At 64.9% G+C, this 23,542-nt stretch carries 20 protein-coding genes; 10 read left to right on the top strand and 10 right to left on the bottom strand.

Going from position 1 to position 23,542, the window contains the following annotated elements:
- The first annotated feature begins 16 nt into the window (after positions 1–16).
- Genes AC2FL1_RS01160 through AC2FL1_RS01170 form a run of 3 tightly spaced genes read left to right on the top strand, consistent with a single transcriptional unit; the run spans position 17 to position 3,782 of the window.
- The gene (locus tag AC2FL1_RS01160; protein WP_496875728.1) at positions 17–2,845 is read left to right on the top strand and encodes a Hint domain-containing protein; all 2,829 of its coding nucleotides are present in this window, start codon (positions 17–19) and stop codon (positions 2,843–2,845) included.
- Positions 2,839–3,405 carry a hypothetical protein gene (locus AC2FL1_RS01165; protein ID WP_496875729.1) on the top strand — a complete coding sequence of 189 codons (567 nt, stop codon included), beginning with the start codon at positions 2,839–2,841 and terminating at the stop codon, positions 3,403–3,405. The genes AC2FL1_RS01160 and AC2FL1_RS01165 overlap by 7 nt, the downstream gene beginning before the upstream one ends.
- Complete coding sequence (locus AC2FL1_RS01170; protein ID WP_496828095.1) at positions 3,399–3,782, top strand: hypothetical protein; 384 nt, start codon at positions 3,399–3,401, stop codon at positions 3,780–3,782. The genes AC2FL1_RS01165 and AC2FL1_RS01170 overlap by 7 nt, the downstream gene beginning before the upstream one ends.
- 41 nt (positions 3,783–3,823) lie before the next feature.
- On the opposite strand, the gene AC2FL1_RS01175 is transcribed toward AC2FL1_RS01170, so the two are convergent.
- Together AC2FL1_RS01175 and AC2FL1_RS01180 are read right to left on the bottom strand one after the other, a co-directional pair.
- Positions 3,824–4,213, bottom strand: a complete 390-nt coding sequence (locus AC2FL1_RS01175) for a VOC family protein (protein WP_234144896.1) — start codon at positions 4,211–4,213, stop codon at positions 3,824–3,826.
- 189 nt (positions 4,214–4,402) lie between these two features.
- Positions 4,403–4,672 carry a DksA/TraR family C4-type zinc finger protein gene (locus tag AC2FL1_RS01180; protein WP_496828093.1) on the bottom strand — a complete coding sequence of 90 codons (270 nt, stop codon included), beginning with the start codon at positions 4,670–4,672 and terminating at the stop codon, positions 4,403–4,405.
- A gap of 139 nt (positions 4,673–4,811) precedes the next feature.
- On the opposite strand from AC2FL1_RS01180, the gene AC2FL1_RS01185 reads away from it, so the two are divergent.
- Positions 4,812–5,990, top strand: coding sequence for a dipeptidase (locus tag AC2FL1_RS01185; protein ID WP_496875730.1), 1,179 nt, complete (start codon positions 4,812–4,814; stop codon positions 5,988–5,990).
- Between the two features lie 132 nt (positions 5,991–6,122).
- Here AC2FL1_RS01185 and rpoH read toward each other — a convergent pair whose 3' ends face one another.
- Positions 6,123–7,019 carry an RNA polymerase sigma factor RpoH gene (gene rpoH, locus AC2FL1_RS01190; RefSeq protein ID WP_234137885.1) on the bottom strand — a complete coding sequence of 299 codons (897 nt, stop codon included), beginning with the start codon at positions 7,017–7,019 and terminating at the stop codon, positions 6,123–6,125.
- A gap of 150 nt (positions 7,020–7,169) precedes the next feature.
- Positions 7,170–8,198 carry an RluA family pseudouridine synthase gene (locus AC2FL1_RS01195; protein WP_496875731.1) on the bottom strand — a complete coding sequence of 343 codons (1,029 nt, stop codon included), beginning with the start codon at positions 8,196–8,198 and terminating at the stop codon, positions 7,170–7,172.
- Here AC2FL1_RS01195 and AC2FL1_RS01200 point away from each other — a divergent pair.
- Entirely contained in the window at positions 8,197–8,499 is a 303-nt protein-coding gene (locus tag AC2FL1_RS01200; protein ID WP_234137883.1) for a DUF6476 family protein, read from the top strand. The two genes, AC2FL1_RS01195 and AC2FL1_RS01200, sit on opposite strands and share 2 nt — an antisense overlap.
- A gap of 172 nt (positions 8,500–8,671) precedes the next feature.
- Here the strand turns inward: AC2FL1_RS01200 and AC2FL1_RS01205 are convergent, their stop codons facing one another.
- The gene (locus AC2FL1_RS01205) at positions 8,672–9,433 is read right to left on the bottom strand and encodes a copper chaperone (protein WP_496875732.1); all 762 of its coding nucleotides are present in this window, start codon (positions 9,431–9,433) and stop codon (positions 8,672–8,674) included.
- A gap of 5 nt (positions 9,434–9,438) precedes the next feature.
- Complete coding sequence (locus AC2FL1_RS01210; protein ID WP_496828083.1) at positions 9,439–10,902, bottom strand: tyrosinase family protein; 1,464 nt, start codon at positions 10,900–10,902, stop codon at positions 9,439–9,441.
- A 196-nt stretch (positions 10,903–11,098) separates the two neighbouring features.
- Here AC2FL1_RS01210 and AC2FL1_RS01215 point away from each other — a divergent pair, with 196 nt between their 5' ends.
- The 3 genes from AC2FL1_RS01215 (at position 11,099) to metG (ending at position 15,435) form a co-directional block, all read left to right on the top strand.
- On the top strand, positions 11,099–12,313 hold the full coding sequence (locus AC2FL1_RS01215; RefSeq protein ID WP_496875733.1) for an MFS transporter: 1,215 nt from the start codon (positions 11,099–11,101) through the stop codon (positions 12,311–12,313).
- Between the two features lie 95 nt (positions 12,314–12,408).
- On the top strand, positions 12,409–13,641 hold the full coding sequence (locus AC2FL1_RS01220; protein ID WP_496875734.1) for an MFS transporter: 1,233 nt from the start codon (positions 12,409–12,411) through the stop codon (positions 13,639–13,641).
- Positions 13,642–13,716: 75 nt separating this feature from the next.
- The gene (gene metG, locus AC2FL1_RS01225) at positions 13,717–15,435 is read left to right on the top strand and encodes a methionine--tRNA ligase (protein WP_496875735.1); all 1,719 of its coding nucleotides are present in this window, start codon (positions 13,717–13,719) and stop codon (positions 15,433–15,435) included.
- A gap of 111 nt (positions 15,436–15,546) precedes the next feature.
- Here metG and AC2FL1_RS01230 read toward each other — a convergent pair whose 3' ends face one another.
- The 4 genes from AC2FL1_RS01230 to AC2FL1_RS01245 form a co-directional block, all read right to left on the bottom strand.
- A complete protein-coding gene (locus tag AC2FL1_RS01230; RefSeq protein WP_496875736.1) occupies positions 15,547–15,780 on the bottom strand; it encodes a hypothetical protein in 234 nt (77 codons plus the stop codon).
- A gap of 134 nt (positions 15,781–15,914) precedes the next feature.
- On the bottom strand, positions 15,915–17,237 hold the full coding sequence (locus AC2FL1_RS01235) for an aspartate aminotransferase family protein (RefSeq protein WP_496828074.1): 1,323 nt from the start codon (positions 17,235–17,237) through the stop codon (positions 15,915–15,917).
- Complete coding sequence (locus AC2FL1_RS01240) at positions 17,234–17,992, bottom strand: beta-keto acid cleavage family enzyme (protein WP_496875737.1); 759 nt, start codon at positions 17,990–17,992, stop codon at positions 17,234–17,236. The genes AC2FL1_RS01235 and AC2FL1_RS01240 overlap by 4 nt, the downstream gene beginning before the upstream one ends.
- Before the next feature lie 79 nt (positions 17,993–18,071).
- Positions 18,072–19,034, bottom strand: coding sequence for a GlxA family transcriptional regulator (locus AC2FL1_RS01245; protein WP_496875738.1), 963 nt, complete (start codon positions 19,032–19,034; stop codon positions 18,072–18,074).
- Between the two features lie 202 nt (positions 19,035–19,236).
- Between AC2FL1_RS01245 and AC2FL1_RS01250 the strand changes: the two genes are divergently transcribed.
- Together AC2FL1_RS01250 and AC2FL1_RS01255 are read left to right on the top strand one after the other, a co-directional pair.
- Positions 19,237–20,388: an efflux RND transporter periplasmic adaptor subunit gene (locus AC2FL1_RS01250; protein WP_496875739.1), complete on the top strand. Its 1,152-nt coding sequence runs from the start codon at positions 19,237–19,239 to the stop codon at positions 20,386–20,388.
- Between the two features lie 3 nt (positions 20,389–20,391).
- Positions 20,392–23,520 (top strand): efflux RND transporter permease subunit, encoded by a 3,129-nt coding sequence (locus AC2FL1_RS01255; protein ID WP_496875740.1) that lies wholly within the window; start codon positions 20,392–20,394, stop codon positions 23,518–23,520.
- Positions 23,521–23,542: the final 22 nt, after the last annotated feature.

Consider the following 23,542-nt stretch of genomic DNA (forward strand, 5'->3'; position numbering starts at 1 on the left):
ACAGGGATCACTGAACATGCAAGACTCCATCTGGCTTTACCTCGGTGCAGCCATGCCCGACCGGGGGATAGAAACCGTGCCGACCCGTCTGGGCGGTACGCTGTTCGAACCTGCCGGATATGTGCCGGTGTCGGCGAACGCCGCACCCCAGGCCGGGGAGGCGACGATGGCATTGACCTATCGCGCGCCCGATGGCGGCCCGGTGACAGCGGACATCACGGGCGTGCTGTCATCCGCCGTTCAGGTAACCTTTGCCGATGGCCGGTTCCAGACCGTCACAGGAGGCACCCTGATACCGCTGTCGAACGGCGACCTTTTCTATGCGGTTGCGGCGGATGACAGCGACGCTATCGCGCCATTCCAGACGCTTGACGGAGCAATGCGGCCCATCGCGACCCTGCGACTGACCGGCAGGCAGGTATACTCCGAGACCGACCTGAACGCCCTGAGCTTTCCGCAGGACTTTTCCGCGATCGATCCAAAGGGAGTACTTTCGGACGGAACCGTATCGGGCACCGGCGCGGCGGACCTGATCGATGGCAGGTATCTCGGCGACAGCGATGGCGATCTGGTCGACAATCTCGATGCCAGCGGCCTGAATGGTGAACTGCCCGAAAGCGATGATGACCGGATCGACGCGCAGGGCGGCAACGACACGGTCGAGGCCGGGCGTGGCCACGACACGGTGCTGGGCGGCGATGGAGACGACTCGCTCGACGGCGGCGCCGGCGCCGACAGCCTGTCGGGCGGGCTGGGCGCGGATTCGTTGGACGGCGGCATCGGCGCCGACCCTTTGTCACCAGTCTATCAACAGGTCACCTCGGCCAACCAAGTCTTGGACGGCGTGAACAGCCGAGCGGATTTCGGGGTGACGACAAACTCTGACACAGGGAATGTGACCTTCATCTCGTCCGGTGCCATCAGCAACGGCTTTTTTCTCGGCAACACTTTCAATATCTCCGGGATCGGATCCCGGGAAACTCACTCCCATGTCGCCTCATCGCAGGCTGCCGGCGCGCGGATCGTGCTGAATCGGCTGGAAAGCCCGGAAGGACTGACAATTTCGGTCGACGGCACTGTGCTCGACCTGAATGCGGCCGTCGCATCCGGAGATGTCGAATTCGATGGCGCGGGCGTCTATGTCATCAGCGCGTCCGGCATGATCGTCAGCACGAGCAACTCCATCGCGGTCACCGGCAATACCGAGTTGACCTTGACCTTCAAGGTACCGCTCAGCCGCATCGACCTCGTGCTGGTCAAGACGAACTTCTCGGACGACGGCGTCGTCTATGCGCTGTCCTTCGACACCAACCCGATTGTCGCGCCGCGCCTTTCCACCGCAAACGACACGCTCGATGGCGGCCTGGGCAATGACCTTCTCGTTGGTAATGATGGCGACGACTCGCTGATCGGCGGCGGCGAAGACGACACGCTCGATGGCGGCTCGGGCGCTGACACCCTGGACGGTGGCGATGGCAACGACCTTCTGCTTGGCCAGGCTGACGACGACTTGCTGATCGGCGGTCGGGGAAATGACACGCTCGATGGCGGTTCCGGCGCGGACACCCTGGACGGCGGCGCAGACAACGACTCCGTCCTTGGCGGTATCGGCAATGACCTTCTGTTTGGCCAGGCCGGCGACGACACGCTGAGCGGCGGCGATGGCAACGATTCGATCTTGGGCGGCATCGGCAATGATTCCCTGCGCGGCGGTGCCGGGGACAACACCCTGTCCGGAGGGGACGGCAACGACACGCTGCTTGGCGATTCTGGCAGGGATTCGCTCGTGGGCGGTGCCGGGGACGACACGCTGGCCGGCGGCGGTGGGGCAGATACCCTGGTTGGCGGCACCGGCAATGACAGCATCTTCGATGGCGGCGGGGACGATCTTGTGTTCGGCTCCGAGGGCAACGATCTCTTCTTCATTGGGCGGGGTCACAACACGATCGGGGATTTCGGCTTTGGCAGCGGCCCCATCGGTGATGGCGACCAGACCAACAACGATTTCGTCAATCTGAGCGGGTTCTACAATCAGGCCAACTATGACGCCGCCGTTTCGAGCGGCCAGATCGACTCGAGTGTGATCCGTAACCCGCTGGAATGGCTGCGCGCGGATCACGCCGATGACGGTGTGCTCAACGACACCGCCGCGGGATGGGCCGCAAATGACAGCCTGACGCTGAACAATGGCGGCGCACCGGTCGATCCCGGCACGCTGACATTCGATACCACCAACGTGACCTGTTTCTGCCGGGGCACGCTGATCGCCACCGCCGCGGGCGAGATCCCGGTCGAGAAGTTGCGCCCGGACGACCGGGTGATCACCCGCGACCGGGGCTATCAGCGCATCCGCTGGATCGGCAGCACCGCACGCGATGCGCATCCCGGCATCGCCCCGATCCGCATTCGCGCGGGCGTGCTGAAGAACACGCGCGACCTGCGGGTCTCGCCCAATCACCGGGTTCTGATGATGGGACCGATGGTCGAGTTCTTTCTCGGCCAGTCCGAGGTTCTGGTTCCCGCCAAGTTCCTGGTCGGCGGCAAGGGCATCACCCAGGACCCACCGGGCGAGGTGCAATATTTTCATATGCTGTTCGATCAGCACGAACTGATCCTGTCCGAAGGCGCCTGGAGCGAGAGTTTTCATCCCGGCCAGGTAGGCTGGTCGACCCTTTGCGACGCAACCCGGGCAGAGATCCTCACCCTGTTTCCCGATCTGGACCGGGCAACCGGAGCGTCGGGGATGTCGACCGCCCGCTATGTGGCCGACCGGCGCGAGGCGCTTGTCCTTCTCCAGACACTCGAGGGGCACGGACTGTCGAACAAGGAGATCGTACCATGCTGAGACAACAAGACAGGATTCATGCACCGGACCCGCGTCGTCATATTGACGGCACGAACAATCCACAGGCAGGTCAGCATGGCGACCTGCTTCCGTCGGGGGCAGCCCCGCTTCTTGCGGTTGGCAGCGGAGTGGCCGGGGCCTGCGTCGGAGTGGTTGCGCTCGTGCTGGGCGAGGGGATCGGTGTGGCGCTCATACTCTACCTTGCAGTTTCGCTGATACTGTTCATCTGCGGGCTGGCTCTGGCCCTAGTCGCGGGCTGGAAACAGCCCCCTCCAGAGCCGCGTGTTCCGGTCGAATGCGACGCGACGGATGCGGCGCGAGCGGCGTATGTGCGCAACCGGCGCCGCCGTATCCTGATCGGGATTGCGCTGCTTGCCGTCCTCGTCGCATTCACGCTGACCGAAAGTGTGGCCATCCGGCAATGTATCGTACTCCTGAGCGCCGGGCTTTTTCTGCGCCGAACTTTGGTCGGTCGCACGCGCAAGCCATCCAGAGTGGCCGCTGCCCCCGATTGCGAATCCCACACGACGATGCCCGAGGCGGGCAAGACCGCATGGTGATGGATATCCATCGCGAGCGCGCAGCCATTCTAGGGACCAGCCGCGACGAGGACGAGGCCCGCGTGTCCGCCCGCGTCAAACTTCGGTTCAGCCTCGCCGGACAACAATCACCCGAGACAAGCGCGATCGTGGTCAGCGTCGCGGTCACCGCCGGACACAACCAGCCCTGGCGTCGAACCCGTCGCGAGATCCTGGCCAGCGCCTGGCATTGGCTTGAGCGCTATTTCGATGGTGCCAGCCTGGAGAGTGGAGACGGGAACCTGTTTTCCGACATCTTCGAGGAAAAGCCGTGGCAGAAGGGGTCCGGCCTGACACCGACGCAGGAACGCAGCCTGCGACGCGACCTGCGCCGGATCACGCGGGAACACGCGTACTGACGGGTGATGCGGCACGACAGCAGGTGCCGTGCCGCACGGGGTCAGCCTGAGAACCCACCGTGCACGATCTCCAGCTTGTTGCCCCATGGGTCGCGCAGATAGGCGGCAAAGACCCCAGGCATCGGATAAGCCTCGCGCGGACCGGGCGCACCTTCGTCGGTCGCGCCTGCCGCCAGCCCGGCGGCATGACCGGCCGACACCGCGTCGCGGCTGGGGGCGGCAAACGCGACATGCGCACCATTTCCCGCGCTGGCCGCTCCGCCGTCAAAGGGCGACAGCAACAGGAACGCGACGCGCTCTCTGCCGTAGGCGGCGAACCCCTCGCCCGAGGCAAGACAGCTGATGCCGAGGCTCGACAACAGTTCGGTGTAGAAGGTCTGCGCTGCCGCCACGTCGGGCACGCCAAGGCTCAGGTGGTCGATTGTGGTCATGATTGTCCTCACAAGGTTGTCCAGGGTAATCGGTCGGACGGCGCGGCCAATGTTTGACCGGGTCCGCCGAGCGGCGGCTTATGACAAGCCGGCTCCGCCACCTTCGATTGCCTCAGACCGTTCTGTGTTGGAATGCCAGCCCGTCCGGAGTTTCTGCCGGATCGTCCGCCGTTGCCGGGTGTACCCGGATCACTTCAGCTGACTGTCTTTCGACCCACGCCGGTTGATGCCCCCGCGCAGCTTGACGGCGCCGTCGCGCTCCTGCTGACAGTCCAGGCACAGCTTCACCCCCGGTATCGCCTGTCGGCGCGGTTCGGGGATCTCCTCTTCGCATTCGGCACAATGGGTCAGGCTCTCGCCCACCGGTGCGCGGCGCGCCTGCATCCGCGCCAGCTCGTCCGAAATCGACGCCTCGATCTGTTCGCTCACCGCGCCGTCGCGGGCCCAGCCTCCGGCCATGATCGCTCCTCCCTTGGGACCATCATCCTAGCGCGGCCACGCGACGATGCAACTCTGCCCGACCAGACGCAGGGTCATTCTTTGCCCTGACATATTCGACGCTTAGGCTGGCGCCAGATCGCATCAGGGAGAGTTGATCATGCGGAAGGTTCTGAAATGGGCGGTGCGACTGCTGGTGCTGGCGGCGGTTGCCGGGGCGGTCGTGTTCTTCGGCTTTCTGCCTGCATATGTCGAGGACACGTCCAACAACGTGATCGACCATGCCCCTTATCCGGTGAGCGAGGAGGCCGCTGCTCTGCACAAGGAGATGATCGTGGGCGACTGGCATGCCGATCCGCTGCTCTGGAGCCGCGATCTGAGCCAGCGCGGCACCCGCGGCCAGGTCGATGTTCCTCGCCTGATCGAGGGCAACGTGGCGCTACAAGTGTTTACCGCCGTTACCAAATCGCCGGCCGGGCAGAACTATGACAGCAACTCGGCCGAGGCGTTCGACAACATCACCCTGCTGGCAGTGGGCCAGCTCTGGCCGCTGCGCACCTGGACCAGCCTGCGCGAACGGGCGATCTGGCAGGCGGAAAAACTGCACAAGGTCGAGGCCGCCGCCGATGGCCGCCTCAAGATCATCAAGACCGCCGCCGATCTTGAGGACGTGCTCGCCGCCAAGGCGCGCGGCGAGGCAATCGTGGGTGGCATCCTGGGGATCGAGGGCGCGCATCCGCTCGAAGGTGATCTTGCCAATCTCGACCCGATCTTTGACGCCGGGCACCGGGTCTATGGGCTGCAACATTTCTTCGACAACGAGCTGGGCGGTTCGCTGCATGGCGAGGCCGATACCGGCCTGACCGAGTTCGGCCGCGCGGTCGTCGCCGAGCTGGCCCGCCGTCCGGTGATCATTGACCTGGCCCATTCCAGCCAGCAGGTGGCGCGCGACGTGCTGGAGATGACAGACATGCCGCTGGTGGTCAGCCATGGCGGGCTGCACGGCCATTGCCCGGTCAAACGCAACTATCCCGACGACCTGATGCGCGAGATCGCCGCCACCGGCGGGGTGATCGGCATGGGCTACTGGGCCGAGGTCGCCTGTGACGACATCACCCCCACCGGCATCGCCAAGATGATCGTCAAGGCGATCGAGACGGTGGGCGCCGATCATGTCTCGCTGGGGTCCGATTATGACGGGTCGGTGGAAACCGCCTTCGACACCTCGGAACTGGCGGCGCTCACATCGGCGCTGCTGGATGCTGGCGTGAGCGAGGATCAGGTCCGCAAGGTGATGGGCGACAACATGGTCCGCGTCCTGCGCGCCCGGCTGCGGTAAGCCCTGACGGGCGAGCGGGTCTGGTTGCCTCGCCGCATGACGACATCGCGCCCTCTTTAGAGAACGCACAACAAGAAGGGCCCCGCCGGGCCACTCTCTTCATTCCGCCATAAATACTCACCTGCGGGCCGGTCAGGCCGGGATCAGCATGCCCTTTTCGCGGGCCAATTCACGCATGCGCTTTTGCAGCTTTTCAAAGGCGCGCACCTCGATCTGGCGGATGCGTTCGCGGCTGACATTGTACTGCGCGCTCAGATCCTCCAGCGTCACGGTCTGGTCCATCAGCCGCCTCTGGGTCAGTACGTCCTTTTCACGCTCGTTCAGCACATCCAGCGCCGAGGCCAGCAATTCGCGCCGCGCCTCCAACTCGTCGCGCGCCTCGTAATCTGCGGCCTGGTCGGCGTCTTCGTCCTCCAGCCAGTCCTGCCATTGCATCGTGCCTTCGCCTTCGGATCCGACAGTGGCATTCAGCGAGGCATCGCCGCCGGACATACGCCGGTTCATGCTGATCACGTCATCCTCGCTCACGCCCAGGTCATGGGCGATGCGGGCGACGTTCTCGGGGCGCAGATCGCCCTCTTCCAGCGCGCCGATACGGGCCTTGGCCTTGCGCAGGTTGAAGAACAGCTTTTTCTGGGCGCTGGTGGTGCCCAGTTTCACCAACGACCACGAGCGCAGGATATACTCCTGGATCGCGGCGCGGATCCACCACATGGCATAGGTCGCCAGGCGGAAGCCCTTTTCCGGGTCGAACCGTTTCACCGCCTGCATCAGGCCTACGTTCGCCTCGGAAATCACCTCGGCCTGGGGCAGGCCATAGCCGCGATAGCCCATGGCGATCTTGGCGGCCAGACGCAGGTGACTGGTAACCATCTTGTGGGCCGACTCGGCATCCTGTTCCTCGACCCAGCGCTTGGCCAGCATGTATTCTTCTTCCGGCTCCAGCAGCGGGAACTTGCGGATTTCCTGCATGTAACGGTTCAGGCCGCCTTCGGGCGTGGGGGCCGGCAGGGTGGTGTAATTCGCCATGATCAATGTCCCTCCCAAATGTTTAAGGACTTAACATAGGATATGGGTCGCCTTTTTTGCCCATTCAAGGGTCAAGGGCTACGATACCGAAATTAAGCTTCGATTAAGAAAATGTGAGACCTCGCCCATCACCTTGCCGTGCGAAGTGTTTCAGGCTCGGCGCAGCACCTCGATCAGCGTTTCTAGATCCTCCGGCAAAGGCGCGGAAAAGCTCAATTTTTCACCGCTTATCGGATGCTCGAACCCCAGCAAAGCGGCATGCAGCGCCTGGCGCGGAAAGGCGCCGATGGCCTCGACCGCTTCGGGTGACAACGCGCGTGGGGACAGTTTGCGCCGCCCGCCATAGACCGGATCGCCCAGCAGCCCGTGGCCCGCATGGGCCATATGGACCCGAATCTGATGGGTCCGTCCGGTTTCCAGCCAGCAGTCGATCAGCGACACGGCACCGGGCTGGCCAAAGCTCTCGACCACCCGCGCCCGCGTCACAGCGTGCCGCCCCCCATGGAACACGACCGCCTGCCTCTGGCGGTCGGTCGGGTGGCGGGTCAGCTGCGTGGTCAGGCGCAGGATGTTGCCCGGTTCGAAACTGGCGCCCTTGACGCCGCGCAGGCGCGGATCGCTGCCGTCGGGAACCCCGTAGCACAGAGCGGTGTAATGCCGTTCGGCACTGTGGGCGGCAAATTGCGCGGCCAGACCGTGATGGGCGGCATCGCTCTTGGCCACTACCAGAAGGCCGCTCGTGTCCTTGTCGATCCGGTGCACGATACCGGGCCGTTTGACCCCACCCACCCCCGACAGATTGTCGCCGCAATGGGCCAGCAGCGCATTGACCAGCGTGCCCGAAGGCGTGCCCGGCGCCGGGTGCACCACCATGCCGGCGGGCTTGTCGATCACGATCAGGTCGTCATCCTCGTAGACCACCACCAGCGGGATCGCCTCGGGCGCGATATGGCTTTCCTCGGCTTCGGTCAGGGTGATCGCCACCTGCGCGCCCTCGGCGACGCGCGCCTTGGGGTCGGTGACCACCTGCCCGTCGATACTGACCGCGCCCTCGGCAATCAGCCGCGCCAACCGGGTGCGCGACAGCGCCGCCTCCTCTGGCACATCCCGCGAAAGCGCCTTATCAAGGCGGGGCGGCGGTGCCGCCGAGATGACAAATTCCAGCCTGGCCTTATCCATGACCGCCCCTTCCGATCCCGAGATACCGCAGGAAACCCCGCAACTGAAACTGCTGCGGCGCATGGTCATGGCATTGACCGCGGTGATGATTGGCGGGGTTCTAGTGACATTCGCACTGATTGTCATCCGTCTGAGCGACCGCACCCCCACCTTGCCCGATCAGGTCGAGCTTCCCGACGGCGCCCGCGCCGTGGCGGTCACCATCGGCAGCAACTGGTTCGCCGTGGTGACCGAGGACGAGCGTATACTGATCTTTGACAAGACCACCGGCAAGCTGCGCCAGACGGTCACGACGAACTGACGTCAGGTCACCTGAAATACCTATACTTTTGTATAAAAGCCTATACCCCTGCACGCCGACACGTGCCGCGGCCTATGCTAGTGTAAAGCTCAGGTGACAACCACCACTCACTCACGGACGGGTTCGAGGCGTAGGGGGTATCTCTTCGAACCCGCCCGACACAAAGGCCAGGTCAAAACCGGCGCAGACCGGTGAGAAGGCGCGATTGAGACGGCGCAAGCCCGTACAACGCGACAATGCCGGGCGGCACCCTCCACAGGGCGGGTGCCGCTGGCATGGCCCGCTCGACCAGCAGAAAGACCGCCACCAGCACCATTGCCGCGCCATGTCCGCCCTGCACCGCAAGGGGCACCAGCATCCATGGCCAGCACGCGCCCAGGCAGGCGCCGCCATGAGCCAGCCCGTAATCCAGCGCGGCGCGGGCCGCACGGACTCGCCCCGCGGGCAGCCAACGCATCCGGTGACAGCGGTTGCGTGCCGCCTGCGCTGTGGGTGAAGCGCTCCAGATCAGCGCCGCGCCCAGCAAGAGTGGCAAGGCCGCCGGGCCGCTGGCCAGCAGCAGCGCCAGCGGCACCAGCACCAGCCCCGCCAAGCTCCAGACCGCCAGATAGGCCAACGCAAAAGGCGCAACCACAGCCCAGCGCCCGGCATGTGCGGTGGTCTGCCACAGATGCGCCAGCGGCGCCGAGACCAGCGGCGGCATCATCGCCAGCACCATCAGAACCCAGCCCCCGGCCAACAGCCCCGGCGCGGGCAGCAGCAACGCCCGCGCCGCGGGATCGGCGAGTTGGGCCAGCGACAGCCGACCACACAGCTCGACCAGCCCATGCCCGGCGGGCAGCAAGAGCGACATGCCCAGCGCCGTTGCGGCCAGAGCCAGCAGCCAGGGCATCGGCCCCAACCGCAGATGCGCCGCGACAGCACGCAATGGCACGGGAATCATCCCATTTCCTGCCTATAAAGGCTGACCCGCTCGACGGTGATCTCTGTTTCGGGTGCTCCGGGCTGACTCAACTCGACCGTTAGACGTTCGAGCGCGCCGGGGGCCGCCATCTGTATCTCGCGCGCCAGGTCAGTGATGTCGATCGCCAGCGACAGGCCGTTGCCCGCATGCACGCCCTCGGTGGAACTGGCCTTGCCCAGCCCGAACAGCGCCACGGTATCGGCCAGCCGCAGCCCGCCCCCCTCGCCCGGCAATCGCAGATGCACTTGCAGCACACCGGCCGCCGCCGCTCCGCGCACGCCTTCGAGGTTCAGGTAGAGCCGCGGTTCCGGGCCCAGGCCCGGCGGCGCGGCAAACTCGGTCGCGGCGCTGGCGGGGATCGCGATCTCGGTTGTGGCGGGTGTTGCCGCGACACGAAGCGGCGCAGTGTTCGAGCCAAGCAGCGCCGAGCTGCCCGCCCCTCCGGACGTGATCATCACTCCCTCCGTCACCGGGCCACCGGCCACCACTTGGGCAATACCGGTGCCATCATGCAGGCTATCATAATCGGGGGCCAGCGAACCACCGGGCAGGGTCTGGCCGGGCAGGAACACATCGCCGCCGCCAGCCGGGTTCGGCATCAGGAACTGGCGCGGAAACGGCCCATTCGACCAGGCGCCACTCGCCTCTTGCACATTGGCCGGGTCGCTCATCCATGCCGCCCAGAACCGGTCGATATTGCAGTGATGCATCCAGAAGATCGGGTCGAGCGCGGCATAGTCCGGGTCGCTCATCCAGCCCGCCACCGGCTGCACCCCGCCCACCATCACGTGGACACGGTTATGCGGATCGCCTTCGACCGCGCCGGTCAGGCTGCCCTGCTGGGCAAAACCGCTGATCGCGCCGCCATAACCCTCGGTCCCCGGCGCGGCGGTAAAAGGCAAGCTGCGGGTCTGCGCCGCCAGGCTGATATCGCCCGGAAACCAGGGCTGCGGCCCCAGCACCTGCATGCCGTTTCGGCGCACCTGCGACAGCGGGTTGGCGCTGCCATCGGGCAGGGTCGGGTCGAGGAACTCAGGTGGGATCGCCCGGCCGTTCGGATTGCTGTCCGAGAGATAGTTCCAATAGGGCAGCGCCCAGTCCTGCGGACCCCCGGGCTGAGCCGAAATCCAAGCGTCGAGAATGGCCTCGAAAGCAGCAAGATAGCCCCTGTGCCAGGGTAGAAAGAACCAGCCGGCATGCTGGCACTGGTTGAAGACGAGGTCCTGCTCGCCCTGCGGCGGCAGGGCGCCAGCCGAGGGCACGATGCCCTGTTGCACCCAGCCGGGAATGTCTATGCCGTGAATGGCGGCCAGATACCACCAACTGGTGCGATCGGCGGGCGCGCGGGCCTGCAGCGCGCGCACCGCGCGGGCGTACCAGAGCATTTCGTCGGACCAGGGTCCGTTCAGTTTGGCGATATCCTTGCGAGTTCCGGCCATATCTGTGCCTCCGTCTGCTGAAAAGTGCGTGTTCAAACTGCGGCTCCCCGGCGAGATTGGGCCAGGGATGATTTCAATGGTGAAATGCTACCACAGGTTGCCGAGATTCTCACCTGTTGCTTTTCGCCCGGTTGCGACCGCACCGATCCCGAATTTGTCACTGGTCTTGGCGCGCAACCGCCCCTAGCGTGCCGGTATGACTCACCCGGTTCACGACAGCGCCTATTCCTGGTTCCGCCTGCTGATCACCCTGGCCATCGCCACGGTGGCCAATGTGGGCATGTGGGCGGTGATCGTGGTGATGCCCGCTGTCGAGACGGAATTCGGCGCCGGGCGTGCCGAGGCGTCGATGCCCTATACGCTGACGATGATCGGCTTTGCGCTGGGCAATCTCTGGCTGGGCCGGCTGGTGGACCGGTTGGGGGTGACCTGGGCACTGATCGGGGCGGCGCTCTTGAGCGCGTTCAGCTATCTGCTGGCCACGCTGGCGCCCACGATCCTCTGGCTCTCGGCGGCGCATCTGTTGCTGGGGCTGGGCACGGCAGTCGGCTTCGGGCCGCTTATCGCCGATATCTCGCATTGGTTCCTGCGCCGGCGCGGCATTGCCGTGGCGCTGGTGGCCAGCGGCAACTACCTGTCGGGTGCAGTCTGGCCGACGCTTCTGGCAGACATGCTGGCCGAACGGGGTTGGCAGGCGGTCTATCTGACTCTGGCGCTGGTCACCCTGGCCGCTGTGATTCCGCTGTCGCTGGTCCTGCGCCGCCGCCTGCCCGAAGAGGCGCATGGCACCGCCGCCGCCACCGCCCAGTTGAACGCGCGCAGTGCCGGGCTGAGCCCGCGCGCGCTGCAATACCTGCTGGGCATCGCCGGCATCGGCTGTTGCGTGGCGATGTCGATGCCGCAGGTCCATATCGTCGCCTATTGCGTCGGCCTGGGATATGGCCCGGCGGTGGGGGCCGAGATGCTGTCGCTGATGCTCTTGGGTGGTGTGGTCAGCCGGGTGATCTCGGGCCTGGTCGCCGACCGGCTGGGCGGGGTGATGACGCTGCTGGCGGGCTCGGTCCTGCAATGCGCGGCATTGTTCCTGTTCCTGCCCTATGACGGGCTGGTGCCGCTCTACGTGGTCAGCACCCTGTTCGGACTGGCCCAGGGGGGCATCGTACCCAGCTATGCGCTGGTGGTGCGCGAATATCTGCCCCCGCGCGAGGCTGGCGCACGCGTGGGTTTCGTGATGATGATGACCATCCTCGGCATGGCCCTGGGCGGCTGGATGTCGGGCTGGATCTACGACGTCACCAGCAGTTACACGCTGGCTTTCGTCAACGGCATCATCTGGAACGGGCTGAACATCGCGATCATCCTGTGGCTCATGCTCCGCTCGCGGCCCCGCGGTCAGGCGGTTCCGGCCTGAAACCGGTACAGAAGGGGCATTAGCACTCGTATCCGACGGCGAATCGTCGGTAAATCGACGGACCAAGGTCCCCTGCCCGGATATCACCCGATCCCATGCGTACAGTCATTTCCTTTGCCGCCCTGTTTCTCTCGGTCATCCTGTTGCAGCTGTCGACCGGTGGCGTTGGGCCGCTGGATGCGATTTCGGGCATCACGCTGGGGTTTTCCAAGGCCCAGATCGGTATGCTGGGTTCGGCGCATTTCTTTGGCTTCTTCATCGGCTGCTGGTGGGCGCCGCGCCTGATGGGGTCGGTCGGGCATTCGCGCGCCTTTGCCGCCTGCACCGCATTGGGAGCGATGGGCCTGATCGGCCATACCCTGACCGAGAACCCCTATGCCTGGGCGATGATGCGGATCGCGTCAGGTATCTGTGTCGCGGGCTGCTATACGGTGATCGAGGCCTGGCTGAACGCCAAACTGACCAACGAGATCCGGGGCCGCGCCATGGGCACCTACCGGATTGCCGATTCCGGCGCCTCGCTCTGTGCGCAGCTGATCATCGCGGTGCTGCCACCGGCCCATTACGTCTCGTACAACCTGCTGGCGTTGCTGTGCTGTGCCGCGCTGTTGCCGCTGACCCTGTCCAAGGCCAGCCAGCCCGAGACCCCGGGCGCCCCGCGCCTGCGCCCCGGTCTGGCCTGGCTCTGCTCGCCGCTGGCTGTGGCTGGTGTGATCGTGTCGGCGGTCAGCTCGGCCTCGTTCCGCATGGTGGGGCCGCTCTATGGGCAAGAAGTGGGTCTGGCGGTGAACCAGATCGCGTTTTTCCTGGCCGCCTTCGTGCTGGGCGGGGTTGCGGCGCAGTATCCAGTCGGCTGGCTGGCCGACAAATACGACCGCCGCTGGGTGCTGATCTGGATCTCTGTCGCGGCAATGGGATCCTGTGGCGTGATCGCGGCGGCGGGCGGCACCGGCACATTGGGCGTTATGCTGGCGGCGGGACTGTTCGGCTTTACCTCTTTCCCGATCTTCTCGATCTCGGCGGCGCATGCCAACGACTTCGCCACCTCCGAGCAACGGGTCGAGCTGTCGGCGGCGTTGATGTTCTGGTACGCGCTGGGGGCCATCGCCGCGCCCTATCTGGCCTCGACCCTGATCGAAGGCTTTGGCCCGCCCGCCCTGTTCGCCCTGATCGCCCTCGCGCATCTGTTCCTGATCGGCTTTGGCCTGACCCGGATGCGGGCCCGTCCGACGCCCGAAGCGCGCACCAATTACGTGTTTGCGCCGCGCACCTCGTTCACGATCGGTCGGCTTCAGAAACGTTCGCGTGAGGAGCGCGAGGAGCGGTAAGGGCGAAAAGAGGGATTTCTCAGCCTGCGCGGCTGGGTTAAAGGAACCGCAGACGATTTTCGCGGAAGTGGGACAATGGCACGTATTCTGATCACCTCGGCGATCCCTTATATCAACGGGATCAAGCACCTCGGCAATCTGGTGGGCTCGCAGCTGCCCGCCGATCTCTATGCGCGCTATCAGCGTGGCCGGGGCAACGAGGTGATGTTCCTCTGCGCCACCGACGAGCACGGCACGCCCGCCGAACTGGCCGCCGCCAAGGCGGGCAAGCCGGTGGCCGAATATTGCGCCGAGATGCACCAGGTGCAGGCCGATATCGCCCGCCGCTTTGGCCTGAGCTTCGACCATTTCGGGCGCTCGTCCAGCCCGCAGAACCACAAGCTGACCCAGCATTTCGCGGGCAAACTGGCCGAGAATGACCTGATCCGCGAAGTGAGCGAGCGGCAGGTCTATTCCAATGCCGATGGCCGCTTCCTGCCCGACCGCTATATCGAGGGCACCTGCCCCAATTGCGGTTACGACAAGGCGCGCGGCGACCAGTGCGAGAACTGCACCAAGCAGCTTGACCCGACCGACCTGATCGAGCCGCGCTCGGCCATTTCCGGCTCGACTGATCTGGAAGTGCGCGAGACCAAGCACCTCTACCTGCGCCAGTCGGCGCTCAAGGACCAGCTCGACGCCTGGATTGACTCGAAAACCGACTGGCCAGTGCTGACCACCTCGATCGCCAAGAAATGGCTGCATGACGGCGACGGCTTGCAGGATCGCGGCATCACCCGCGATCTGGACTGGGGCATCCCGGTCAAGAAGGGCGAGCAGGACTGGCCGGGGATGGAGGGCAAGGTCTTCTATGTCTGGTTCGACGCGCCCATCGAATACATCGCCTGCGCCGGCGAATGGGCCGAGGCGCATGGCAAGAGCGACGCGGAATGGGAACGCTGGTGGCGCACCGACAAGGGCGCGGATGACGTGCGCTATGTGCAGTTCATGGGCAAGGACAACGTACCCTTCCATACGCTGAGCTTTCCGGCCACGCTGATCGGCTCGGGCGAGCCATGGAAGATGGTCGATCACCTGAAATCCTTCAACTACCTGAACTACGATGGCGGCCAGTTCTCGACCTCGCAGGGCCGCGGCGTGTTCATGGATCAGGCGCTGGAAATCCTGCCGGCGGATTATTGGCGCTGGTGGCTTTTGTCCCATGCGCCGGAAAACAGCGACAGCGAATTCACCTGGGAGAATTTCCAGGCCAGTGTGAACAAGGATTTGGCGGATGTGCTGGGCAATTTTGTCAGCCGCATCACCAAGTTCTGCCGCTCGAAATTCGGCGAGGAGGTGCCCGAGGGTGGCGCATACGGCCCGCAGGAAGAGGCGCTGATCGCGGAACTGACGACGCGGGTGCGCGCCTATGAGGGGCATATGGAGGCGATGGAGGTCCGCAAATCGGCGCAGGAGCTGCGGGCGATCTGGGCCGCAGGTAACGAATACCTCCAAAGTGCGGCGCCCTGGACCCTGTTCAAGACCGATCCGGTGCAGGCGGCCGCACAAGTGCGGTTGGGTCTCAACCTGATCCGGCTCTATGCGGTGCTCAGCGCGCCCTTCATCCCCGCCGCCTCGGCGCGGATGCTTGAGGCGATGCAGACCGACGACGACAGCTGGCCCGAGGATATCGCAACCGCGCTGAACGCGCTGGCGCCAAGTCACGCCTTCACGGTACCCGAGGTCCTCTTCGCCAAGATCAGCGACGAGGATCGCGAGAGCTGGCAACAGCGTTTCGCGGGCGTGCGGAGCTGACCACCGGACAAGGTTTCATGGAAACCTTGTTTTCACGATTTGTCCCAAATCGTGTTCCAGCGCCTTTTCAAGGCGCTGGATGCAGGAATTTCCTTAAATTCCTGCGCCCGCTCAATCGATGATAGGTTGCGAGATCACATAGGTTTTGGGCGGCTGGGCGATCGGGTAGACCTCGGACCCACCACTCTGATCCCGAACCGCATGGCCGATGTCCGAACAAGTTGAATAGTCGCCCGACGCGCAAGCCGGTTTCCGATCCGCCAACTCTGCCGGTAGCGGTCGGATCGGGTTGTTACAGGCGGTCAGAAACCCAAGGACAACAAGGCTGGCAACGACTTTGATCATCACGAATTCCCCACAGCTTTTGTCCAGTCTTGCGCAATTTGCGACAAAAGCCAAAGATTACTTGCCACTGGCTGTCATTCCTCACAGCGATTGTCGCCGAACCGGCGACAATGTTTTGTTACCTCTGGCATTGGCTACGGCAACACCTGTTCGATCGCCGCCGCCAACCGCTCGGCAATCAATTCGGCATCCGTCGCTTCCATGACGAACGGCGGCGCCAGCAGAACGTGGTCACCATGGCGCCCGTCGCGGGTACCCGGCATCGGATAGCAGATGAGGCCATGGGCAACGGCGGTCTTTTTAATCTTGCCGGCCAGACCCAGGGCCGGATCGAATGGAGTCTTTTCTCCCCGATCCGACACCAGTTCCACACCCCAGAACAGGCCCCGTCCACGAATATCCCCAACATGCGGATGCTGGTCGAACCGGGCGCGCAACGCCGCCTCCATCACCCCGCCCAGCGCCTGCACCCGCGCGGGCAGGTCGTGTTCCAGCATCTCCCGCACCACCGCCAGCCCGGCGGCGGTGGCGACCGGGTGGCCGATATAGGTATGTCCGTGCTGGAAGAAGCCCGAACCGCCTGCGATGGCCTCGTAGATCGCCCCCGAACACAACATCGCGCCCACCGGCTGATAGCCAGCGCCCAGCCCCTTGGCGATGGTGACGATGTCGGGCCGCACTCCCTCGCCCATGCAGGCAAAGAGATGGCCGGTGCGCCCCATGCCGCACATCACCTCGTCCAGGATCAGAAGCACACCGTACTTGTCGCAGATCTCTCGGATGCGGGCGAAATAACCCTCGACCGCCGGCACCGCCCCCAGAGTGGCCCCCACCACCGGCTCGGCGATGAACGCCATCACCGTTTCGGGGCCAAGCCGCAGGATCTCGGCCTCAAGTTCGTCCGCCGCGCGGCGGCCATAGTCGACGAGGCTCTCGCCCGCGGCCCGTTCGGCATATTCATAACAGGGCGCGATATGGCTGACGCCAATCAGCAGTGGGTCGAATTGCGCCCGCCGCCAGGCATTGCCGCCTGCCGCCAGCGCCCCCAGCGTGTTGCCGTGATAGCTCTGCCGCCGGGCGATCAGGTGACGCCGTTCGGGCTGGCCCACTTCCAGATAGTACTGCCGCGCCAGCTTGATCGCGGCCTCGACCGCCTCGGACCCGCCCGAGACGAAATAGACCCGCTCGATCCCCTCGGGCGCGTTGGCGATCAAGAGATCGGCCAGATCCTCGGCCGGGTCCGAGGTGAAGAACCCGGTATGGGCAAAGGCCAGCCGGTCCACCTGATCCTTGATCGCCTGTTTCACGCGGTCGTTGGAATGGCCAAGGCAGGACACCGCCGCCCCACCCGAGGCATCGAAATAGCGCTTGCCGGTGCTGTCTATGAGGTAACAGCCCTCTCCGCCCACGGCAGTGGGCAGTTGCGCGTGGCAGTGACGGGGGAAGACATGGCTCATGCCGCTTTCCTTTCCAGATGATGCCGCAGGGATGCCACCGCGGCGGCATTGTCGGGCCAGGGGGTGCCATCGGGCGACAGCAAGTTGTTCTCGAAACCAACGCGCAGGATCTCGGCGCCCGCGCGCGCGCCCGCCAGAAGGCAGGCCTGTTCCTTCGGACCAAAGGCACACAAGCCCAACCGCAGGCCGACAAGCGCCGGGGCAAGCGTGGCCAGTTCCTCGGGGTGACCCGCGCGCGGTGGCGCATAGGCGCCCAGCACACAGATCACCTCGTCTTGCTCGGGGCGGATGATCCCTGCCGCGAGCCCTTGCGCCAACAGCTCCAGATCGGCGCGATCATAGGCGATATGCTGCAAGCGGATTCCGTGATCGGCGGCCATCGCATAGAGGCGCGGCGCCAGGTCGGCGTCGCGGGCGATCTCGCGCAGCGAGACGCTGGCCCAGGCCGGACGCAGCGCATCAAGGCAGGCATATTGCTCGGTCGGGCTGTAGATACCCGCCGCCTCGGTCGTGATCTGTACACGCAAATCGGGCAGCATGCGCGCCAGTTCGTCCAACGCCTCTCGGTACCGGCCCGCATCCAGCGAATGGGTCCCGTCGGCGTCGCGCACATGCAGGTGCAGCGCATCGGCACCGGCAGCGTGGCAGGCGCGCGCCTCGGTCAGCATCTCGTCCAGCGTGATCGGCAGGCGAGCATGATCGGCCTTGCCGCGCCGGGCGCCATTGGGCGCAACCATGATCAGGGGGGCGGTCATCGGATCTCCTTCACATATGTGTGCCAGAATAGACCGGTTTCCACAGCTCATGCTGACCTGATTCGACATACTAAGTGACCTAATCCGACATGGCGTTCTGCCGGTCCTCGGAGGGCAACAGGCCAAACAGCCGCCGGTAGCTGCGAGCAAACCCCGCCGGGCTATAGCCGTGATCCAGCGCGATCTCGGTCAGGCTGCGGCGACTGTCGCGCACCTCGGCGCGGGCATCCTGAAACCGTAATTCCAGATAGAGCGCGCTGGGGGTCTTGCCGAATTCGCGGGCAAAGACGCGCTCCAGCTGACGCGCGGACACGCCCTGCGCGCGGGCGATGGCGGCGATCGGCAGGGGCGGCAGCAGGTTGGCACGCATCATGCGCAGCGAGGCAAAGGCGACCCGGTTGCGGGTCTCGAACCGCATGTCCAATGCCCGACGCTGATGGGTGCCGCCACCGCGCACCGCGTCGATCACCAACCGGGCGGCGATCTCGTCGGCAATCTCGCCACCCAGGTCGCGGCGCAGAACGCTCAGCATCATGTCGCTCGCCGCCCCGCCACCCGCGCAGGTCATCACGTCACCATCGCTTACGAAAAGCGAGGCGCCGACCTGAATCCGGGGGTGGCTGTCGCGCAGATAGGCGACATCCTCCCAATGCGCGGCCACCCGGCGCCCGTCGAGCAGCCCCGCCTGCGCCAGTCGCACCACGCCCGAGGAGATACCCCAAACCGGATGCCCCCGCCGCGCCCAGCCGCGCAGCCGCCCAGCCAGCGCCGGTTCCGCGCTGTGTCCCGCCCGGACCCCGGCAACGACCACGATTACCGCGCGCGGTGGAACCGCGTCGACCTCCAGATCAGGTATCAGCCGAAACCCGTTCGAGGCCGCCACCGGCCCTCCAGACAGGCTGACGGCATTGTAGCGATAGCCGGTGCCGGGCCGCACCCGGTCGAGCAGGCGCAACACCTCGACCGCCGACGAGAACGCCTGCATCGTGAACCCCTCGTCGAGGACAAAAACGAAATGGCGCCCTGCCGTGTACTGACCCATGCGCACCGCCGTTCCCCTGTTGCCCTGTCAGCATAGAAACGCGTGCCTCCGGGGCAAGCGCAACACCGTGACACTTACCGGAAGTTGAGGGATTGCTTGAGAAAAATGGACGAAGCCTGCATTGTCGACGGTATATCATTCCGACTCGGCCCTGGCCGTTCCGATTACGAGAGCGCACCGTACCAGACGAAAGAGGTTTTCCATGCAGACCCGCTCCCCCTCACTCCTGATGCGTATGCGCTGGGTGCCCGCCACCCTCACCGGCCTTGCGGTCGGACTGGCCGCCCTGCCGATGGACGCGCAAGAGGCGCCCAAGGTGTCAGTTGCCGCTGCCTACACCCAGGAGATTACCGAAGAGGCGGTGTTCATCGGTCGCGGCGAGGCGATCGACAAGGTCGATATCGTGGCCCGTGTCAGCGGGTTCCTGGACGAGCAACTGGTCGAAGATGGCAGCACCGTGGCCGAGGGCGATCTGCTGTTCCGCATCGAGCCCGACCTCTATCAGGCGGTGCTCGAGGCGCGGCGCGCCGATCTGGACAAGGCCGCGGCCAATCTGGAACTGGCGGGTGTGGAACTGGCCCGCAAGGAAGAGTTGCTGCGTCGTGAGGCCACTCCGGCCTCGGAAGTGGACATTGCCCGCGCCAACGAACTGGTGGCCGAAGCGGCGGTGAAATCGGCACAGGCGGCGATCCGTCAGGCCGAGCTTGATCTGAGCTATACCCAGATCGAAGCACCGTTTGCCGGCCGGCTGGGTCGGGTCGCGACGTCGGTCGGCGATGTGGTGGGTCCGGCCAACCCGCCACTCGTCACGCTGGTGCGCGAGACACCGATCCATGTCACCTTTGCGCTCAACGAAAAGCGGATGATCGACGTGCTGCAACAGCTTGGTGAAACAGCCGAGACGCTGGCCGAGAGCAAGCGCAGCCCCGACGTTCACGTCACCCTGCCCAACGGCGCACCGCTGGACGAGGTCGGGCGGCTGGTCTTTGTCGATAACCGGGTTGATCCGTTGACCGGCTCGGTCGTGATGCGGGCCGAGTTCGCCAATACAGGACGGCTGATCGTGGACGGGGCCTTTGTGCATGTGCGCATCTCGGCACTGGAGCCGACGCTTCGGGTGCTGGTCCCGCAGGCGGCACTGCAACGCGATCAACGCGGCGATTTCGTACTGGTGGTCAATGACAAGCAGATGGTCGAACAGCGTTACGTGACGCTTGGCGACACGGAAGGCACTGCGGCCATCGTGCTCGATGGCCTGCGCGAGGGCGAAAGCGTGATCGTGGAGGGCCTTCAACGGGTGCGCCCCGGCGTTGCCGTCGACGCGGTCGTCGCCGCAGAACAGCCGGGAGAGTAACCCATGTTCTCGGCCCTCTTCATCAGCCGGCCAAAGCTGGCCTTTGTCATTTCGCTGGTCCTGACCATTCTGGGCGGGATCGGCTACCTGGTCCTGCCGGTGGCGCAGTTCCCCGACATCACCCCGCCGGTGGTCAGCGTTTCGGCCAATTATACCGGCGCCAATGCCGAGACGGTGGAAAACGCCGTGGCTGCCCCGATCGAGGCGCAGGTGAACGGCGTCGACGACATGCTCTACATGACGTCTACCTCGGCCGATAACGGTGCCTATTCGCTGAGTGTTACCTTCGAGGTGGGCACCGATCCCGACATCGCCTCGGTCAACGTGCAGAACCGGGTGGCACAAGCGCTGTCCTCGTTGCCGACCGAGGTGACCAATTCCGGCGTGGTGACACAGAAATCCTCGACCAACATGCTGATGGTGGTCACGCTCACCTCGCCCAACAACACCTATGACAGCGTGTTTCTGTCCAATTATGCCTCGATCAACCTCAAGGACGCGCTGGCGCGGGTACAGGGGGTGGGCAAGGCCGATGTGCTGACCGACCTGCAATATGCCATGCGGATGTGGATGGACCCCGACAAGATGGCGGCCCTGTCGATCACGCCGGGCGACCTGATCGCGGCGGTGCGCGAGCAGAACCTTGAGGTTTCCGCCGGCCAGATCGGTGCACCGCCCGCGCCAGAGGGACAGACATTCCAGTACACGATCAAGTCCAAGGGGCGGCTGAGCACGGTTGACGAGTTCGAGAATATCGTGATCCGCACCGGCGAGGCCGGCGCCGTGGTCCGGGTGCGCGATATCGCCCGGGTCGAGCTGGGGGCGCAGTTTTACAGCGCCTCGGGCTTTTACCAGGGCAAGCCCGCCACCGTGCTCGGCATCTACCAGGCACCGGGCGCCAATGCGCTGGCGGTGTCCGAGCGGGTAACCGCCGAGCTGGAAAGGCTCTCGCGCGGCTTTCCCGAGGATGTGGACTATGAGATCCCCTTCAACACCACCGATTTTGTGGAACAGTCGCTGAGTGACGTGGTTTCTACCCTGATGCTGACCTTTGTTCTGGTGGTCTCGGTGGTCTTTGTCTTTCTGGGCAACTGGCGGGCCACGCTGATCCCGGCGGTGGCGATCCCGGTTTCGCTGATCGGCACTTTCGCCTTTCTGCTGGCCTTTGGCATGTCGCTGAACACCATCTCGCTGTTTGCGCTGGTGCTGGCGATCGGCATCGTGGTGGACGACGCCATCGTCGTGGTGGAAAACGTCGAACGCATCATTGCCGAAGAGGGGCTGAGCCCGCCCGAGGCCACCCGCAAGGCGATGGGCCAGATCACCGGACCGGTGATCGCGACCACGCTGGTGCTGCTGGCGGTGTTCGTGCCGGTCACCTTCATGCCCGGCATCACCGGGCGGCTCTACTCGCAATTCGCCGTCACCATCTCGGTCGCGGTCGCGATCTCCTCAATCAACGCGCTGACCCTGTCGCCGGCACTATGTGGGCTGGTGCTGCGGGCCCGCTCGGGCCCGCCCAAGGGGGCCCTTGCCCTGTTCGAGCGCGGCATTGGCGGGGTGCGCGACGGTTATGTGGCGCTGGTGCGCAAGCTGCTGTTCCTGCCTGTGATCTCGCTGGCCATCGTGGCCGCGATCGGCGCCGGGGCAGGCGGCATCTTCTCGAACACCTCCAAAGGGTTCCTGCCGCTGGAGGATAACGGATACCTGTTCGTCGACGTGCAATTGCCCGACGCGGCCACGCTGGGCCGGACCGAGACGGTCACCGCGCGGCTGAATGACAATTTGCAACAGCTTGAAGGCGTGGCCAACACGGTTCTGGTGAACGGGTTCTCGATGCTCAACGGGCTGACGCCCAACGGCGCGATGATCATCGTCAACCTGACCAACTGGGAGGAACGGCAAGAGCCGGAGCTGAGCGCCGATGCCATCCTGAAAAAGATCCTCAACATCGCCTGGGGTGAAAGCGCGGCCTCGATCGTGGCCTTCAACCCGCCCCCGATCCAGGGTCTGGGCATGTCGGCGGGTGTCGAGATGGAGGTGCAGCAGACCGGTGGCGGCTCGGCCCAGGATCTGGCCGCGGCGGTCGGCTCGCTGGTCTATGCCGCCAACCAGCGGCCCGAGATCGCGCAGAGCTATACCACCTTCCGGGCAAACGTGCCGCAGCTGTTCGTTGATCTGGACCGGGAAAAGGCCAAGACGCTGCAAGTGTCGGTGGCCGAGGTGTTCCAGACCATGCAGGCGCATCTCGGCTCGTATTACATCAACGACTTCAACCTGTTTGGCCGCGTCTACCGGGTGATGATCCAGGCCGAGGGCAGCTATCGCGACAAGGTCGAGGATATCGGCAACCTCTATGTGCGCTCGCAACAGGGCCAGATGGTGCCGCTTGGCACGCTGATCGATGTCGAGAACGTGCTGGGGCCGGTGCTGCTGAAGCGGCACAACCTGTTCCGCTCGGCCACGGTAACGGCGGTGCCCGCACCGGGCCTGTCCACCGGTGACGCAATTTCGGTGATGACCGAAGAGACCGCGAGTGCGCTACCACCCGGCTATGCCTTCGAATGGACCGGCAGCGCCCAGCAACAGCTGAGCTCGGGCGGGCTGGTCGCGGTAATCCTGGGGCTGGCGGTGCTGTTCGCCTATCTGTTCCTGGTGGGTCAATATGAAAGCTGGTCGATGCCGGTTTCGATCCTGCTTTCGGTAATCGTGGCGCTGTTCGGGGCGGTGGCGGCGGTGGCCGTGGTCGGCTCGGACATTAACCTCTACACACAGATCGGCATGATCATGCTGGTGGGCATGGCGTCCAAGAACGGTATCCTGATCGTCGAATTCGCGATGGAGCAGCGCGCCAAGGGGCTGAGCATCCGCGAGGCCGCAGCCGAGGCCGCGCATCAACGCTTTCGCGCGGTGATGATGACGGCGCTGTCCTTCCTGCTGGGCGTGGTGCCGCTATTGACGGCCAATGGCGCCGGTGCCGCCAGCCAGAAGGCGATCGGCGTGGCGGTGTTCGGCGGCATGCTGGCGGCCACGGTGATCGGCGTAGTGCTGGTTCCGGTGCTCTATGCGGTGATGCAGGGCGCGCGCGAGCGGATCAAGGGCAGCCCCGACGCCCCGACCCCTGCGGAATGACCACCACGGGCTGAGAGAGGGG

It is taken from the genome of Ruegeria sp. YKSF070, from assembly GCF_059612725.1.

Excerpts from the sequence above, each read along its gene's own strand:
- AC2FL1_RS01160 (WP_496875728.1), top strand. The coding sequence starts at position 17 with ATGCAAGACTCCATCTGGCTTTACCTCGGTGCAGCCATGCCCGACCGG.
- AC2FL1_RS01165 (WP_496875729.1), top strand. The coding sequence starts at position 2,839 with ATGCTGAGACAACAAGACAGGATTCATGCACCGGACCCGCGTCGTCAT.
- AC2FL1_RS01170 (WP_496828095.1), top strand. The coding sequence starts at position 3,399 with ATGGTGATGGATATCCATCGCGAGCGCGCAGCCATTCTAGGGACCAGC.
- AC2FL1_RS01175 (WP_234144896.1), bottom strand. The coding sequence starts at position 4,213 with ATGACCACAATCGACCACCTGAGCCTTGGCGTGCCCGACGTGGCGGCA.
- AC2FL1_RS01180 (WP_496828093.1), bottom strand. The coding sequence starts at position 4,672 with ATGGCCGGAGGCTGGGCCCGCGACGGCGCGGTGAGCGAACAGATCGAG.
- AC2FL1_RS01185 (WP_496875730.1), top strand. The coding sequence starts at position 4,812 with ATGCGGAAGGTTCTGAAATGGGCGGTGCGACTGCTGGTGCTGGCGGCG.
- rpoH (WP_234137885.1), bottom strand. The coding sequence starts at position 7,019 with ATGGCGAATTACACCACCCTGCCGGCCCCCACGCCCGAAGGCGGCCTG.
- AC2FL1_RS01200 (WP_234137883.1), top strand. The coding sequence starts at position 8,197 with ATGACCGCCCCTTCCGATCCCGAGATACCGCAGGAAACCCCGCAACTG.
- AC2FL1_RS01195 (WP_496875731.1), bottom strand. The coding sequence starts at position 8,198 with ATGGATAAGGCCAGGCTGGAATTTGTCATCTCGGCGGCACCGCCGCCC.
- AC2FL1_RS01210 (WP_496828083.1), bottom strand. The coding sequence starts at position 10,902 with ATGGCCGGAACTCGCAAGGATATCGCCAAACTGAACGGACCCTGGTCC.
- AC2FL1_RS01215 (WP_496875733.1), top strand. The coding sequence starts at position 11,099 with ATGACTCACCCGGTTCACGACAGCGCCTATTCCTGGTTCCGCCTGCTG.
- AC2FL1_RS01220 (WP_496875734.1), top strand. The coding sequence starts at position 12,409 with ATGCGTACAGTCATTTCCTTTGCCGCCCTGTTTCTCTCGGTCATCCTG.
- metG (WP_496875735.1), top strand. The coding sequence starts at position 13,717 with ATGGCACGTATTCTGATCACCTCGGCGATCCCTTATATCAACGGGATC.
- AC2FL1_RS01230 (WP_496875736.1), bottom strand. The coding sequence starts at position 15,780 with ATGATCAAAGTCGTTGCCAGCCTTGTTGTCCTTGGGTTTCTGACCGCC.
- AC2FL1_RS01235 (WP_496828074.1), bottom strand. The coding sequence starts at position 17,237 with ATGAGCCATGTCTTCCCCCGTCACTGCCACGCGCAACTGCCCACTGCC.
- AC2FL1_RS01240 (WP_496875737.1), bottom strand. The coding sequence starts at position 17,992 with ATGACCGCCCCCCTGATCATGGTTGCGCCCAATGGCGCCCGGCGCGGC.
- AC2FL1_RS01245 (WP_496875738.1), bottom strand. The coding sequence starts at position 19,034 with ATGGGTCAGTACACGGCAGGGCGCCATTTCGTTTTTGTCCTCGACGAG.
- AC2FL1_RS01250 (WP_496875739.1), top strand. The coding sequence starts at position 19,237 with ATGCAGACCCGCTCCCCCTCACTCCTGATGCGTATGCGCTGGGTGCCC.
- AC2FL1_RS01255 (WP_496875740.1), top strand. The coding sequence starts at position 20,392 with ATGTTCTCGGCCCTCTTCATCAGCCGGCCAAAGCTGGCCTTTGTCATT.